The organism is Geotalea uraniireducens (assembly GCF_027943965.1).
GTDB classification, from domain to species: domain Bacteria; phylum Desulfobacterota; class Desulfuromonadia; order Geobacterales; family Geobacteraceae; genus Geobacter; species Geobacter uraniireducens.
Genome location: NZ_AP027151.1, coordinates 3,169,112 through 3,183,566 on the forward strand (window position 1 = coordinate 3,169,112; position 14,455 = coordinate 3,183,566).

Annotated in this window: 12 protein-coding genes; 11 read left to right on the forward strand and 1 reads right to left on the reverse strand. The window is 56.9% G+C overall.

Going from position 1 to position 14,455, the window contains the following annotated elements; translation table 11 throughout:
• Nucleotides 1–439: 439 nt before the first annotated feature.
• Complete coding sequence (locus QMN23_RS14750) at nt 440–3,220, forward strand: CxxxxCH/CxxCH domain c-type cytochrome (protein ID WP_282000092.1); 2,781 nt, start codon at nt 440–442, stop codon at nt 3,218–3,220.
• 270 nt (nt 3,221–3,490) lie between these two features.
• Here QMN23_RS14750 and QMN23_RS14755 read toward each other — a convergent pair whose 3' ends face one another.
• Complete coding sequence (locus QMN23_RS14755; RefSeq protein ID WP_348835282.1) at nt 3,491–3,862, reverse strand: pyridoxamine 5'-phosphate oxidase family protein; 372 nt, start codon at nt 3,860–3,862, stop codon at nt 3,491–3,493.
• Between the two features lie 60 nt (nt 3,863–3,922).
• Between QMN23_RS14755 and QMN23_RS14760 the strand changes: the two genes are divergently transcribed.
• The 10 genes from QMN23_RS14760 (at nt 3,923) to QMN23_RS14805 (ending at nt 14,438) form a co-directional block, all read left to right on the forward strand.
• Complete coding sequence (locus QMN23_RS14760) at nt 3,923–5,317, forward strand: PLP-dependent aminotransferase family protein (RefSeq protein ID WP_282000094.1); 1,395 nt, start codon at nt 3,923–3,925, stop codon at nt 5,315–5,317.
• Nucleotides 5,318–5,818: 501 nt separating this feature from the next.
• Nucleotides 5,819–6,457, forward strand: coding sequence for a SatD family protein (locus QMN23_RS14765; protein WP_282000095.1), 639 nt, complete (start codon nt 5,819–5,821; stop codon nt 6,455–6,457).
• Nucleotides 6,454–6,795, forward strand: coding sequence for a hypothetical protein (locus QMN23_RS14770; RefSeq protein ID WP_282000096.1), 342 nt, complete (start codon nt 6,454–6,456; stop codon nt 6,793–6,795). Before QMN23_RS14765 ends, QMN23_RS14770 begins: the two co-directional genes overlap by 4 nt.
• Before the next feature lie 52 nt (nt 6,796–6,847).
• Complete coding sequence (locus QMN23_RS14775; protein ID WP_282000097.1) at nt 6,848–7,165, forward strand: hypothetical protein; 318 nt, start codon at nt 6,848–6,850, stop codon at nt 7,163–7,165.
• A gap of 769 nt (nt 7,166–7,934) precedes the next feature.
• Nucleotides 7,935–8,207 carry a transposase gene (locus tag QMN23_RS14780; protein ID WP_282000098.1) on the forward strand — a complete coding sequence of 91 codons (273 nt, stop codon included), beginning with the start codon at nt 7,935–7,937 and terminating at the stop codon, nt 8,205–8,207.
• A 571-nt stretch (nt 8,208–8,778) separates the two neighbouring features.
• Nucleotides 8,779–10,206: a hypothetical protein gene (locus QMN23_RS14785; protein WP_282000099.1), complete on the forward strand. Its 1,428-nt coding sequence runs from the start codon at nt 8,779–8,781 to the stop codon at nt 10,204–10,206.
• Nucleotides 10,207–10,310: 104 nt separating this feature from the next.
• Complete coding sequence (locus tag QMN23_RS14790; protein WP_282000100.1) at nt 10,311–11,057, forward strand: SAM-dependent methyltransferase; 747 nt, start codon at nt 10,311–10,313, stop codon at nt 11,055–11,057.
• A 141-nt stretch (nt 11,058–11,198) separates the two neighbouring features.
• A complete protein-coding gene (gene rsgA, locus QMN23_RS14795) occupies nt 11,199–12,284 on the forward strand; it encodes a ribosome small subunit-dependent GTPase A (protein WP_282000101.1) in 1,086 nt (361 codons plus the stop codon).
• A 100-nt stretch (nt 12,285–12,384) separates the two neighbouring features.
• Complete coding sequence (locus tag QMN23_RS14800) at nt 12,385–13,671, forward strand: DUF4403 family protein (protein WP_282000102.1); 1,287 nt, start codon at nt 12,385–12,387, stop codon at nt 13,669–13,671.
• A gap of 38 nt (nt 13,672–13,709) precedes the next feature.
• Nucleotides 13,710–14,438 carry a class I SAM-dependent methyltransferase gene (locus QMN23_RS14805; protein WP_282000103.1) on the forward strand — a complete coding sequence of 243 codons (729 nt, stop codon included), beginning with the start codon at nt 13,710–13,712 and terminating at the stop codon, nt 14,436–14,438.
• Nucleotides 14,439–14,455: the final 17 nt, after the last annotated feature.

Genomic DNA, 14,455 nt, shown 5'->3' on the forward strand with positions numbered 1-14,455 from the left:
CGACGCACCATGCCGCACGACGAGCCGTTCCGCCAGGGACGGCTTTTTTGCGGGCGGAGACGAACCAGGACCGCTGAAACGCCCACCTGTCATGCGCCACCTTTTCGGGAATTTCCCTTGCCGCCGGACCAGCCTTTCATTTATTGGCCTTCAATTTGCTCCGTCAATTACGGCCATCTAGCCGATTTATCGCGTGTTTTAGCATCAATCGCCTAAAACGGCCCGTTATCACACAACATTTAATCAAGTCACATCCCGACAATCGACCGCTTATCCTGGCAGAGTATTGATTTTCTCTGCTGTTACCTGGCTGTTTGGCGTAGTTTTGCCGTTATTGAACATGACATCGGATTTCGAGGTGGGCATGTGTCGCAATGAGCAAATAGCGCACGGACGATTGCCGCTGGTAATTGTTCTCAGCGCCCTTCAGGTTCTGATAATGGTCGGCACTGCCCGGGCGGGGATTCAGTGTTACGCATGTCACGGCACGATGGTGTCCGGCGATTACCGGCCGCAAGACAGTACCTTCCGGAACATCTCCACCGGCGGGTTCCCGGGAAATCATCGGACGCACCTGAGCAATGCGGCCACGGGCGACAGCTGCACCGTCTGCCACGGCAACAACGCCTACCTTCCCAGTCACCGCAACGGCTCGATCGACATGGCCGGCAACATCAACTCCTCCCCGGCAACCGGGGCTTACAGCCGGGGGACCTCCTTTGCCCAGAGCAGCACCCCGGCATGGGGGACCTGCGCCAACGTCAACTGCCACTTCGAAAAGACCACGCCACCCTGGGGGAGCAGCGCTTTCACCAGCCCCACCGACTGCAACCGCTGCCACGAAGCGCCGCCGGCCACGCTCGATGCCGGCAGTCATGCCAGGCACGACACCTATTACCCCGGTCCGGCCAACTGCGGAACGTGTCATGCCGATCACCTGGCCGAAGTAAAGCCCTTTGCCCACGCCACCAGCGCGGGGAAGCGGGATCTTGCGGTTTCCCTCCATGATCCGCACAATGTCGCGGCCGGCACCTACAGCGGCTCGGTCAACGAGTATCTCCCCAGCCAGAACAATATCTACGGCACCTGTTCGAATACCTACTGCCACAGCAACGGCACCTCCGTGGCCACCGGCAGCATCCCGGCAAACACGACGGTCACCTGGGGGACCGCCGGCCCCCTGGCCTGCAATGCCTGCCACGGCACTCCGCCGGCCTATGCAAACGGCTCCCCCAAAGCCAACCGGCACGCGGCCCATGCAGCTTACAGCTGCAACAAATGCCACGCGAACACCACCGCGGACGGCACGACCATCAGCAACCCCGCCAACCACGTCAACAAGAGTTACGATGTCGCCCAGGGGAGCGGCGTATCCTTCAGCTATGTCTTCAATACGGCCGGCGGTTCCTGCAGCGCCATCTCCTGCCATGGCTCAACCGGCGCCCAATGGGGAAGCACGTCGTGTCTCGGCTGCCACTCCGTAGCCCAGGGCAACCGGACGGCGGTCGCGGCCCAACTCGGCGGCGGATCGCACCACATCCAGGGGACCCTCACCGACGCCGCCTGCTACCAGTGCCACTGGGAAGCAAACAGCGACGGCAGCATCAATCCGCTCTACCATGGCGGCACGGCGGCGCCCGGCTCGGCGGTGGATCTCGTCATTTACGGTGCCGGCACGAGACCGACAACCTATACGCCGGGAACAACGGCGATCCAGTACCACTACACCTCCAGCGTCAACCGCGCCGGCGTCCGCAACATCACCAGCCACTGCCTGGGCTGCCATAGCGACCAGAACAACGCGACCCAGCCGTTCGGCGACGGCAAGACCCCCAAAGCCTATGCCTGGGACGGAAGCAGCGTTGCGTCCCGGTACGCGCAAAGCGGCACCACGACCTGGGGCAAATACACCTCGGCCTCGTGGCCCAACACCGCGAAAAAGAAGATCACCAAGGCATTTTCGGCCCACGGCAACGCCGCCGCCAACAGCCGGGGCTGGGATACCACCAGCGGCGTGGACGGCACGATCACCAACAGTAGTGGCGCCGTCAATATCGAGTGCTTCGACTGCCACAACTCCCACGGTTCGGGCGTTTCCGGCATCACCAGCCGCTACTCAAGCGCCACCGGCCGCAACAAGGGGGGAATTCTCAAGGATACGCTGGCGGGCAGAGGCGGCTATAGTGTTACCTACCAGCCTTACACCACCGGTTCGGTAGCCGGCAAGAACCGGCTCAACCCGGGCGGCAGCCTGTGCCTCGACTGTCACCTGACAGCGGCGGCAGGGACGACCCCCTGGGGATACGGCGCCACCTTTGGCGCCAGCCAGGCGATCACCGGCTACTGGGATGTGCCGGCATACAAGGGGTACACCACCGCCGGCGCCGAGCGGCGATATCCGTACAAGAGATTGCACGCGGTAAGCGGCGGCCACTTCGGCGCCTCGTCGCCCCTTACCGGCACCCCGATGTCGACCATTAACGGCCTCTGCACCCCGTGTCACGACCCGCACGGCGTCAGTCCGACCCTGGGGGCCAAGCAGCAGTATGCGGTACCGTTGCTCAAGGGTACCTGGCTCACCTCGCCCTACAAAGAGGACGTGGCGCCGGCCACCAATGCTTCCGGGACCATCCGGACCGATTTCGGCAAAGAGGGGATCAAGTTCCAGATTGACCAGAACACCTTCACGGCGGATCTCCGGGGAGGGGCGGTAAGCAACCTCGCTTTCAGCAACATCAGCACGGCCGCGGGGCTGTGCGTCGGATGCCACACCCGGAGCAGCCTGACCAACGGCACGAACCACACCTGGAAGAGCAAGGACCGCATCCATGAAGCGGTGAAGGGCTGGAAGACTGCCGGCGGGGCCGTCAAGCACAACTATACCTGTTCGAAATGTCACAGTCCCCATTCCAACGCAACCTTGCCGCGCCTCATGGTAACCAACTGCCTGGACGGCAAGCACAAAGGGCGGGTTGCCAATAATCCCGCGGCGGCAATTACCGGCGACGGGTCCGGTGATGAGCGCGGATGTTACGGCATGGCAACCTCCAGCCCGACCTGTACCACTACTTACAGCTATTTATTTGCATCCGGAAGCGGGCGGATACCGGGCTACTACTATGGCGGCGACAACAGCAATTACCAGATAAGCTGTCACGAAACGGATACCGGCAGCGGTACCGATCAGGGCTGGAACAACGTCACGCCATGGAGCAATTAGCCGCTTCGTGCCCCGACCGGGGGCGAGAGCCTCCGGCATTACCAGGGCCGTTCCGCAAGGGACGGCCTTTTTTTGCGGCCGGAAGGAACGTTTAATAACGCGATCCCATATTTAAACTGCGCCGCCCATCGGCCCTAATGCCGACAGGCTACTACATTGAGTAACCTTTTGATTTTCATGTTTTTTACGCGTGAAACGCCTTTGTCAGACGGCAGTGTTGTGGTATGAGGATGGGAGATAGAACAAAACTCCCTGCCGCCGCTTTCCGAGCTACCAGGTTTGCGTTATCGAATCGGGCGTAACGGCCAGGGTGGCGCGCAGCCAGTCGAATTTCGACTTCAGCAGCTCAAAATCCGGCCCGGAGGTTACGAAGGACGCTGTGCCCCTGATCAGAAAACCGGCGCCCGGGCCGTGCAACCCCTGCACCTTGCTGCTTCCCACGGTAATCAGGACTTCGGGGTTAAAAGCGACGTTCGCTTCGGTACGGTGCATGTAACCGGCAGGAATCAGCAACCGGCCTTCGGCGGATATCCGGACGTAACTGTTCCAGGTGTTGACCAGATGGGGCCCGTCCTGGCCCAAGGTGGCGATGGCCACGACACCATCCTGTTTCAGAATTTCGAGCAGTTTTTCGGGAATCATGTGCGTTTTCTCCTCTATGTCGAGCGGTTGTACAGCCATGGGCTGTGATTGGAAATTCTCATGTTCATCCTGAATCATACCGACACGGTTCCTTTATACAAGCAGCTCTACCAACAGATCAGGGCGCAGGTGCTGTCGGGTAAACTGCCTGCCCATACCAGGCTCCCGTCCGTCAGGGACCTGGCCGCCGAACTGTCGACCAGCCGCAATACGGTGGATGGCGCCTACCAGGAGCTGGCCGCGGAAGGCTACATTTACAGCAAAGAGCGGAGCGGCTATTTTGTCTCGGCGCTCGATCATGAGGTCGCGCCTCACGCACCGGCCGATAAACCTTCCCAACAGAGCCGTCCCCCACGAATATCGCCACACTGCACCTATGATTTCCATCCTGCCCGGCTCGACCCGGCAAGCTTTCCTGCGGCACGGTGGCGGGCCTGCTTTCTGGAATGCCTCCGCGGGTGTTCCCGCGAGCTCACCCACTACGGCGATCCCCAGGGAGACTGGGGATTACGCAGCGCCATCCGCCAGTACCTGGAGCGTTCCCGGGGCGTCATCTGCGAACCGGAACAGATCGTCATCTGCTCCGGACTGCAACAGGGGCTGGAGATCGTCGCCCAGCTGCTGCAAGAGAGCCATTCATCGGTGGCGGTCGAAGATCCCGGGTACCACCTGCCGCGCGCGGTCTTCCGGAACCATATGTTCCGCATCGTGCCGATTGCCGTCGGAGCGAGCGGAATCGACCTGGAAGCGCTACGAGCCAGCGACAGCACCATTGCCTATGTCACCCCTTCCCACCAGCTCCCCCTGGGCTGCGTGATGCCCATCGCCAACCGGCTGAACCTGATCGATTGGGCCCAGGCGGGCGGGAAGCTGATCATCGAAGACGATTACGACAGCGAGCTCCGCTACCACGGCAAACCGATCCCCTCGCTGCAGGGGTTGCGCCCCGACGGGAACATCATCTACACGGGGACATTTTCCAAGATTCTCTCTCCGGCCCTGCGCCTGAGCTACATGGTGCTGCCTCGCCTGCTGCTCGCCCCATTTCACGCCCTGTACCGTGATTATTTTTCCACCGTTTCGCTGCTCGAACAGAAAACCATGGCGCGGTTCATAGAGTTGGGATACTGGGAGCGCCATGTCCGGCGCATGCGCACGGTGTACAAGAAAAAGCATGATGCCCTGCTCCAGGCCGTCGAGCGCTCTTTCGGCGACAGGGCCACCATCGTTGGCCAGGGTGCCGGCCTTCATGTGGTTTTACTCCTGCGCGAAAAGAATCCGGGTGAAGCCGCAATCCTTCAGCGCGCCACGCACCAGGGAATCAATCTGTTTCCGTTCAGCGCTACCTGCGCCACAGGCAAGCCCGTCCCGACAAGCCTGCTGCTCGGTTTCGGCGGAATGACCGTAGCCGAGATAGAGCAGGGTGTAAAGGTTCTGTCCGGACTGTGCTTTTGAATGTCGGGGACCGGCAGCTTCGTGACCTCAATGAAACGATAGTAAAATTTTGCCCCCACGAATAGGTGCAGTTGTAAATAAAATCATGGGGCCAGATTTCAGCGGCAAGAGGGGACCCGAAACCAGCCCATGGCGGCCCCGGCCCATGGCAGTCCATTTTCAGATTTTGCAGCACACCGCCCCGAAATCACCGACAGGTTACTACATTTAGTAACCTTTTGATTTTAATGTTTTTTGGAAGCGAAACGGCTTTGCCGGGCGGGGGTTGTGTGGTATGAGGATGAGAGGATGTTTAGGGGGGCGGGATGAGTGGGTTGAGGCCGTCGGCCATCTGGAGAAATGTTCCATTTGGGGGATGAGCGGTTCATGCGCACGCGTGAACCCTCAATAGGGAGTCAGTGCTTACTTTGCCACTTCACATGTAGTCCAAAATTTTGGTTCATATATTTTGAATTGTCTGTTATTTTTCACAAAAAATGAAACAAACAAGGATACACTCATATGTCCCAACATTACATCGTCATGGCTGATGTCATTCGTAGCAGGTCATTCGACGGCAACGACCTTATGCATGAGTTCACGAGGATTGTTGCGGAGTGCAACGCCGCTCATAAGGGCGGTTTGCTGTCTCCCTATACAATTACTTTAGGTGATGAGTTTCAGGGGATCGCGGGATCTCTTAAGAGTACTGTTGATTCGATTTTATTTTTGGAAGACCGCCTCCTGACGGTTCATCCAGCTTTTAAGCTCCGTTACGTTATTGTCTATGGTGAAATCGACACTCCAATAAACCCGCTGATAGCTCATGGAATGATGGGTACCGGTCTTGTCACTGCAAGAGAAATGTTGACTAAAAAACAGCGGGGGAAAAAGCGATTTCAATTAAATATGCCTAACCTGCCTTACACTGATGATCTCGACATGCTCTTTCGGCTACTGGAGTTGCTATCAGGACACTGGAAAGGAAAAGATTACGAATTGATCCGTGAACTCATTTGGAATAATGATGCTGTCGTCGCGACACGCTTTGGAAAGACAAAGTCGCAAATATGGAAGCGCAGAAAAACACTGCAAATCGAGGAGTACGTAACAGTAAAGGAGCTTCTCTGCCGGACAGTCTCCTACAGAGAGGATATATGAGACAATTCTTTGTTTATCCAGTTATATTCATTGTTGGCGAGATCTTGGCGATTTTAATTTTTATGACTCTTCGTAAGTCGGTGGCTAACACGTCGGCGATCAAAAAACCTGATGTTGAAACTTTTAAAGGCATATTGGAGCGACTTGTTATTTTTTGCGGCCTGACAGGTGGGTACTCGACTGTTCTTGTAATGTTCGGAGCACTGAAACTTGGGACTCGATTGCATGACGAACATGATAAGAACGTGTCTAACAACTATTTTCTCATAGGAAACCTACTGTCGGCATTTATTGCCATAGCTGATGCCATTGCCTGTGGAGTTTTACTTAAGAGGTAAAGATTATTCAGTTGAAGCTTTCAACCTGAATCTAGGAGAAATACCCAATCGGGTGGCCACGGAGCAACCGGAATCACCCTGGGAAAAACTGTGCGGGCAGGTCATTCTCGGTACGGAGGCGTTTGTGGCGCAGGTGCGGGAGCGACTCGGCGGGAAGGGGGCGATCAAGGAGATTCCGCGACATCAGCGGTATGCGGGTCGACCTGCCCTTGCCGAGATGTTTCCGGCGGGCGGCACATTGCCCAGGCAGGAGCGTAACCGCCTCATTCGGATCGCCCACGGTCAGCACGGCTACACGCTTACGGACATCGCCCGGGCGCTGGACATCCATTACACTACAGTCAGCAAAGTGATTAATGCGAAAAAGTGATATTTCAAGACTTGACCCCCGGAATGCTTTCGCAACATAGGAACATTCTCTGGAGTTATTGGCGATGTCACGAGTTCAAGTCTTCAGTTCGGAGACTACAATAGCATACATCCAGAATTGAAACGCCGAGGAGTGTCGCAAGACGAGCGTAATCAACTTGAGGAAATCCTCGATGAGCTTCCAGAAGCCAAAGGCCCCAAAAAAGAAGCATTGCTGAAACGAGGAATTTCTTGGGTCACGAGAAATGCAAAGGAACTCGGAGCGTTATCGTCTGCCATTAGGGCGTGGTTCGAGTGAGACATGTTCAACCAGACAGGTGGACACCGCCCCGCCCGGAAAACCGACCGGGCGATTCGGGTCACCTGCCGAGCCGTTGGAAAATGATGACAAAAACAAGAAAAGTAATATTGATATATGGCGTATGGTCCTTACTCTTGCTCTGCATTGCATTGTATGGAGCCATTTTCACCACTCATGGCGAATTTGGAGTTAGCACTCATCTTTGGCTCACCATTACGGGATTGCCTCTTTCATTGCTGTCGTGGCTCATTAAACCAAATGGTACGGTTTTAGGTACGCTGGTAGCAGGTGTAATTGGTCTTTTGCAATGGAGTGCTGTTGCTGAAGTCAGCACTCGGTGGGACGAGTGGAGAAAGTCTAAAAGAAAAAGTAACTAATAGGCGAACAAGGCGGAATCTAGGGGGACGGGAATCTAGGGGGACGCCCATAAATTTATAAGTTTCTATTGAAGCAAGAAGGATGAAAAGAGATGCCCCGTCAGGCTCGGATCGATGGAGCTGGCACGCTCCACCACATCATTTGTCGCGGCATTGAGCGCCGTGAAATTTTCACCGATGACTCGGACAGGGATGATTTTGTCTTGCGGATGGGGACGATCCTCGCCGAAACCTCGACGCGGTGCTATGCATGGGCTTTGATCCCAAACCATTTCCACTTGCTGCTACAGACCGGAACTGTTCCCGTCGCCACCGTCATGCGTCGCCTTTTGACTGCAACATGGGGGTCAAGTCTTGAAATATAAGATTTTGAGGAAAAGAGTTGGAAAAGTGATATTTCAAGACCTGACCCCCCTGAGCTTTCATTTCTGTTGGAATATATCCTTATTTTAGAAGTGTTGTTCCAGTTAAATATTTCTATATGCTTACTGTTGGTTATCCTGAAGATGAATTAATGTTAGAATTTATTTGGAAATCTATCGTTGGATACTTCATTGGAAAAGAAGTTGAACAACTAGACATAGCTAAACTTCCATTTGATAAGTATACAACATATTTGCAGTCAGAGCTTCCATACGAAAACATAGTTAGTACACTGCAAATAGAAAAGAAAGGAGCAACTGGAGGGTCAGGTCTACATTCCACACTTTATGTAGAATGTAGACCTGACCCTTAAAGATGTTTCCGTGGGGAAAGGTTCGCTGCCGAGAGAGGGTGGCGTCTTGATGATTTTCTGAGCAAAGCTTTGGAGGATGCAGGAAGTAACTTATAAATTTATGTGCGTCCCCCTTGATTGTCTTTGTCTCCTTGATTGTCTCACCCTCAGCCCCGTTATGAAATCTGAGCCATAGAATCGCTTCAAAATTGGGGAATACCATGAACAGAAGCGTATTAAATCTCCTGAAATCAGTGCTGGTAGGCTTCATGCTCCTATCAGGTTGTGCATCAATGCCTCAAACCGTAAGCGATATAATCCTGAAAAACCCACGATTGACAGAACGAACCAAACAATCGGGGGGAGTTCTTAAATCATTTGCGATTGGCGGAAAGGGACGGGACGCCGGGACGAGCATCACGTGCACGCCGGACGGTTCATGTCTGATTTTCGGCGAATCCATCGCGAGCTTCGGTAATACTACCGACTACCTGGCAGTTAGGATATCTCCCGACCAGCAAATTGTGTGGGCAAAAATCTATGACGGAAGTGGTCCTGACCATGCCCTCTATGCTGTTGCTACATCGGATGGCGGCTTTCTACTGGTGGGGCTGAGCAAAAGCGTGCTTGCCACGCCTATGAAATACCCAGACAAGCCCCTGTACCCTCTCATCATCAAAACGGACACGTCAGGCAACGTACAATGGGCACGGACAATTCAATATCTTAGTAATACGGATTTTTCCCTTTACAACGTGATTCAGGCCTCGGATGGCGGCTACATATTTTCCGGATATCAAGAAGGAAAGGATCCGTTACTGTTCAAGCTGTCAAAGCAGGGCGACTATCTTTGGGGGTATTACTATGGACTCTCCAACGGCATGGAAATTCATCAGTTCCGCCTGACTGAATTATCCGACCGTCAATTGGCGATCATGTTTAATGGCAAAGACTCACTAGGTTTGTTTGTAGCTGATCCGCATGGCAACCCGCTCTGGGCAAGGACCTATAAAGATGAAGAAACCTCTTTAATTCGAGCGGAAGGTGTAGTTGGTGACGGGAAAGGCGGCTTTGTCATGGTTGCCACGAATGTGATCGGCTCTGGGGCCAAGGTAACAGCTGCCGTAGCCGTAGCAAGATTAACTGGGCATGGGGACGTCTCATGGGGCCATCAATACTCTGTGGGCATGCTAAATGTCCCGACGATGATTTTGAGGGGAAACAACAACGATTTCGTCATTACAGGAATCACTGGCGATGGCGTTTTAGCATTTCGTTATTTAAATCAGTTATCTGATAGACCTGTAAATGCATTTGCGCTTTTAATTGACGATAATGGCTATGAGAAGTCATCGTTTGTCTCTTTTGGCCCCCCTTGGGATTACATCAATGCCGTGTCAAAGGCGCAAAACAGCTATATTCTGCTGGGCGCCGTACCGTTGGCAGACCACAAGGTAAACTTTCTTTTGTCGGAATGGCAGCCGCAACGAAAGACTCCGGATCGAAGCAACCAAGGTCTTTTTTCAGCAAAAACCTTCAAGATGCGGCAAGAAACCGTGTTGATCAAAGCAAAACCCGTCGAGCTGCCTACTATCGAGGTAAGCAATTATCTGTCGATTCATGAGCTAAAAAGCCCTGTGATGCAATAAATTGGCAAAAGCCTTCATAACCATCTGACCGAAAGCTTGTCAGGTGATCTTCCGAGCTGTTACGCCGTGACCGCTCTACTCACACCACAAGGAGATTTCCCGCATTGGACATTCCACGGATCTTCAACATCACCGAAAGTGCTCATCGCATTCATAACCCACTAACACCCGAAAAGCTCGCCACGCTCGGCGCGGCGCTGCGGCTGGAAAGGGGAACCCGCGTGCTCGACCTCGGCAGCGGTTCGGGGGAGATGCTGTGCACCTGGGCTCGCGATTACGGTGTCATCGGCACCGGCATCGACATGAGCCAGTTGTTCACCGGGCAAGCGAAACTCCGCGCTGAAGAACTCGGCGTCGCCGATCAAGTCACGTTCATCCATGGCGATGCCGCTGGCTACGTCGCTGCCGACAAGGTCGGCGTGGCAGCCTGTGTCGGGGCCACGTGGATCGGCGGGGGGGTCGCCGGCACCATCGAGCTTCTGGCGCGGAGCCTCCGCCCCGGAGGGATCATCCTCATCGGCGAGCCCTACTGGCGGCAGCTACCGCCGACAGAAGAGGTCGCCAGGGGGTGCCTTGCCGGCTCAATCGCCGACTTCCTCCCGCTTCCGGAACTTATCGCGTCGTTCGGCCACCTCGGCTACGACGTCGTCGAAATGGTTCTGGCAGACCAGGACAGCTGGGACCGATACGAGGCGGCCAAGTGGCTCACCATGCGCCGCTGGCTTGCAGCCAATCCCGACGACGAGCTGGCGCAGGAGGTTCGGGCTCAATTGACCTCGGAACCCGGGCGCTACGCCGCTTACACGCGGGAATACCTGGGCTGGGGCGTGTTCGCGCTGATGCCGCGCTGAGAAGGCTACACGTACAAAGGCGAAACCTGACTACTCGACACCCTCCCCCTTGCCCCCTCCCGTCAAAGGAGGGGGATGTTATGTCGGATAGTCAATGCACTTCGTAGTAACATAAAACCACGCAGCTTCGAGGTATCTCACATGCCCCCCACTATTGCGCATCTGCAGCACCTCGGCTGGGATGAATGGTTTGCGGCCCAGGCAGAGGAAAAGGGCCTGACCGGGCACCGCGTTGCCCGGGTCGTTGCCGTGGACCGCGAGCAGCTACTGGTGATGGATGAATCCGGGGAATTCCGCGCCCGGCTTGCCGGCCGGTTCCTCTTCATGACCGAGCAGTCGGTCGATTTCCCCTGCGTCGGCGATTGGGTGTGCGTGCAGCACGACAGCGCGGACCGCTTCGGCATCATCCACGACGTCATCCCCCGGCGGTCGTTTCTCCGCCGCAAGGCAGCGGGCGACACCATCGAACACCAGATGATCGCGGCGAATATCGACGTGGCCCTGATCGTCCAGTCCTGCCAGTTCGACTTCAACGTCAACCGGCTCGAGCGCTACCTGGTGATGGTCAGAAACGGGCGGGTAGCTCCCGTGGTATTGCTGACGAAAACCGATCTGGTCACCCCCGTAACGCTCCAGCAGCTGAGAGACGACATCGGCAATGCCGGGATAACCGCGGCGGTGATCGCCCTGAGCAACGTCACCGGCGCCGGGGTCGAGACGGTGCGCGACATGCTGCAACCGGGAAAAACTTACTGCCTGCTCGGTTCATCGGGGGTCGGCAAGAGCACCCTGATCAACCGGCTGCTCGGCCGGCAGCACCTGGAAACCGGCGGGGTGAGCGGGACGGGCGAGGGGCGCCATACGACGGTGCGCCGCGAACTCGTGCGCCTCGACAACGGGGCGATGCTGATCGATAACCCGGGGATGCGGGAATTCGGCATCCTGGGGGCCGAGGAGGGGCTGGGCGACAGCTTTGCCGACATCTATGCCCTGGCGGCGCACTGCAAATATGCCGACTGCGCCCACGCCAACGAACCGGGCTGCGCCGTTTTGCGGGCCGTCGCGGACGGCAGCCTCCCGCAGGGACACTACCGGAACTTTCTCAAACTCCGCAACGAGGCGGAGTTCCACGATCTGTCGTATCTGGAGAAGCGGCAGAAGGATAAGGACTTTGGCCGCTTCCTCAAGTCGGCCAGGAAAGATCCGGGATTCAGGCGGAAATCCTGAAGAGGTTGCGGGACAGGGATTGGCGACAAGGGGCTATACCTGCCCCGGAATTTCTGGCAGAATCCATCCCAGTATCAAACCGAAGGAGGATCTCGCCATTATGTCCCGGTTTGTCATCGTTGTTCTGCTTCTGGCGCTCAGCCCCCTCTGCGCCGCCGCAGCCGTCCCCCCCTCGTCGCTCAACCTGAGCGTGGAGGCTTCCGCCGCCGATCTCGCCGCCATCATCAACCGCTCGCTCCCCCAACAGCTCTACAAGGGCCAGGGTGCACTGGGGACCTCGGTCACCGTGCTCCGGACCGGCCCGGTGGCCGTAGCGGCAGCCGACAATTTCGTCTATTTCACCCTGCCGGTGCAGCTAACCTTCGGCTACTCGTTCTACGAGAGCTATCCGCTCCGGGCGGGACTCAGGTTCAAGGCGCGGATCGGCGTCACTCCGGACTGGCGCCTCAGGACCGAGCTGTACTACACCGGCCTGTCGGACAACCTCGCCGACAAATTCAGTCTCGGACCGCTGTCGCTGAATCCGAAAAGCATGGTCGAGAGCATCACCCAGCCGGTCCAGCGGCTGCTCGAGCCGCTCATCGACGCCAAGGTCAACGACGCCGTCCAGCTCCGGGCCAAGGTCGCGCCGCTCTGGCAGCGGGCGTTTACCCCGACGCTGGTGAGCAAGGAATTCAGCGCCTGGCTGAAGCTGACCCCGGAAAAGATCGTCATGAGCCCGCTCTTGGCGGCGAACAACCGGATCCAGCTCTCCCTCGGCGTCATTACCGGCGCCGAGATCACCGTCGGCCCGGAACCGACGGCAGCACCGGCGGCGCCGCTGCCGCCGCTGCAGCTCCTCCCCTCCTTCGACCGGCAGTTTCATCTCCAGCTCGCCAGCGACATCTATTTCGCCGATCTCGTCACGGCGCTGAACCCCGTGCTGATCGACAAGACCTTCGGCGACGAGCGGAAGATTACCGTCAAAAGCTTCAGCCTCAAGGGCGAGGAGGGCCGCTTGGTGATCACCCTCACCGCGACCGGCGATTTCGACGGTGAGCTGACGATCCTGGCCAAGCCGGTGTACAACCCGCAGCACAATACCCTGACCTTCGAAGAGGTCGATTTCGATACCCGGCACGCCGGCTTGCTGATCAGCGCGGGGAGCTGGCTGTTCAGCAGCAGCATTCGCAGCACCATCAAGACGAAGCTCGACGCCGCCGTCGTCGAGCAGTTGGAGAAGGCCCGCGGAAAGGCCTGCGCAGCGCTCACCGCCGTGCGCCTGGCCGACCACCTGAACCTGACCGGTGCCGTAACGGCGCTGTCGCTCGGCGAGGCGACGGTGCAAAACGACCGGCTGTCGGTCGAGGTGGTCGCCCAGGGGGAGACGAGCGTCCGGCTGCAGTGACGCCCCCCCCGAACAATACGGCAGGAAGGAAAACGAAGATGCGAAGCTGGCAGTACGACGAGTTCCGGCATTGTGGGGTTGATTACTCGCAGGTCGAGCAGGCTGAAGCGTATGACGAACAGCATCAGCAGTTCCGCGACTATGGGAAAGAGTTCCGGGGCATGCTGGAGTTCCTCGACCTTCGCGACCCGACGGATAAGACCGTCATAGATCTGGGGTGCGGGACCGGCGCCACGGCATTGTTGGCGGCAGCCATGTTCAAGACGGTCTATGCCGTCGACGTCTCACACGCCATGCTTGAGCGGGCACGGGCGAAAGCGGACCGGAACACCCGGAACATCACCTTCGTAAAAGCGGGCTTTCTGACCTATGACCATGGTGGCGAGGCGGCGGACCTGGTGATAACGAAGGCCGCCTTTCACCACTTGCCCGATTTCTGGAAGCAGATCGCCTTATTGCGCATGAACGGGATGATGAAAACGGGCGGGCAGCTGTATATCCACGATGTGGTTTTCCAGTTCGACCCCCGGCACTATGCCGGCAAAATCGACGCATGGATTGCCCGGTTTGCCGCGGTGGCCGGAGGGAAATTCACGGCGGAAGTCGAAACGCATATCCGGGACGAATACAGCACCTTCGGCTGGATACTGGAAAAGATGATCGCCAATGCCGGCTTTATCGTTGAAAAGGTGACATCCGACGACGGTTTTGTCACCGAATACGCCTGCCGCAAAGTCGCTGACGTGGGCCTCGGCGAGACCGCCTGAACTGCCGGCAGCAGGCG

Coding starts and splice junctions, on each gene's coding strand:
- QMN23_RS14805 (WP_282000103.1), top strand. CDS start 13,710: ATGCGAAGCTGGCAGTACGACGAGTTCCGGCATTGTGGGGTTGATTAC.
- QMN23_RS14780 (WP_282000098.1), top strand. CDS start 7,935: ATGCCCCGTCAGGCTCGGATCGATGGAGCTGGCACGCTCCACCACATC.
- QMN23_RS14760 (WP_282000094.1), top strand. CDS start 3,923: ATGTTCATCCTGAATCATACCGACACGGTTCCTTTATACAAGCAGCTC.
- QMN23_RS14765 (WP_282000095.1), top strand. CDS start 5,819: ATGTCCCAACATTACATCGTCATGGCTGATGTCATTCGTAGCAGGTCA.
- QMN23_RS14800 (WP_282000102.1), top strand. CDS start 12,385: ATGTCCCGGTTTGTCATCGTTGTTCTGCTTCTGGCGCTCAGCCCCCTC.
- rsgA (WP_282000101.1), top strand. CDS start 11,199: ATGCCCCCCACTATTGCGCATCTGCAGCACCTCGGCTGGGATGAATGG.
- QMN23_RS14750 (WP_282000092.1), top strand. CDS start 440: ATGGTCGGCACTGCCCGGGCGGGGATTCAGTGTTACGCATGTCACGGC.
- QMN23_RS14755 (WP_348835282.1), bottom strand. CDS start 3,862: ATGATTCCCGAAAAACTGCTCGAAATTCTGAAACAGGATGGTGTCGTG.
- QMN23_RS14770 (WP_282000096.1), top strand. CDS start 6,454: ATGAGACAATTCTTTGTTTATCCAGTTATATTCATTGTTGGCGAGATC.
- QMN23_RS14785 (WP_282000099.1), top strand. CDS start 8,779: ATGAACAGAAGCGTATTAAATCTCCTGAAATCAGTGCTGGTAGGCTTC.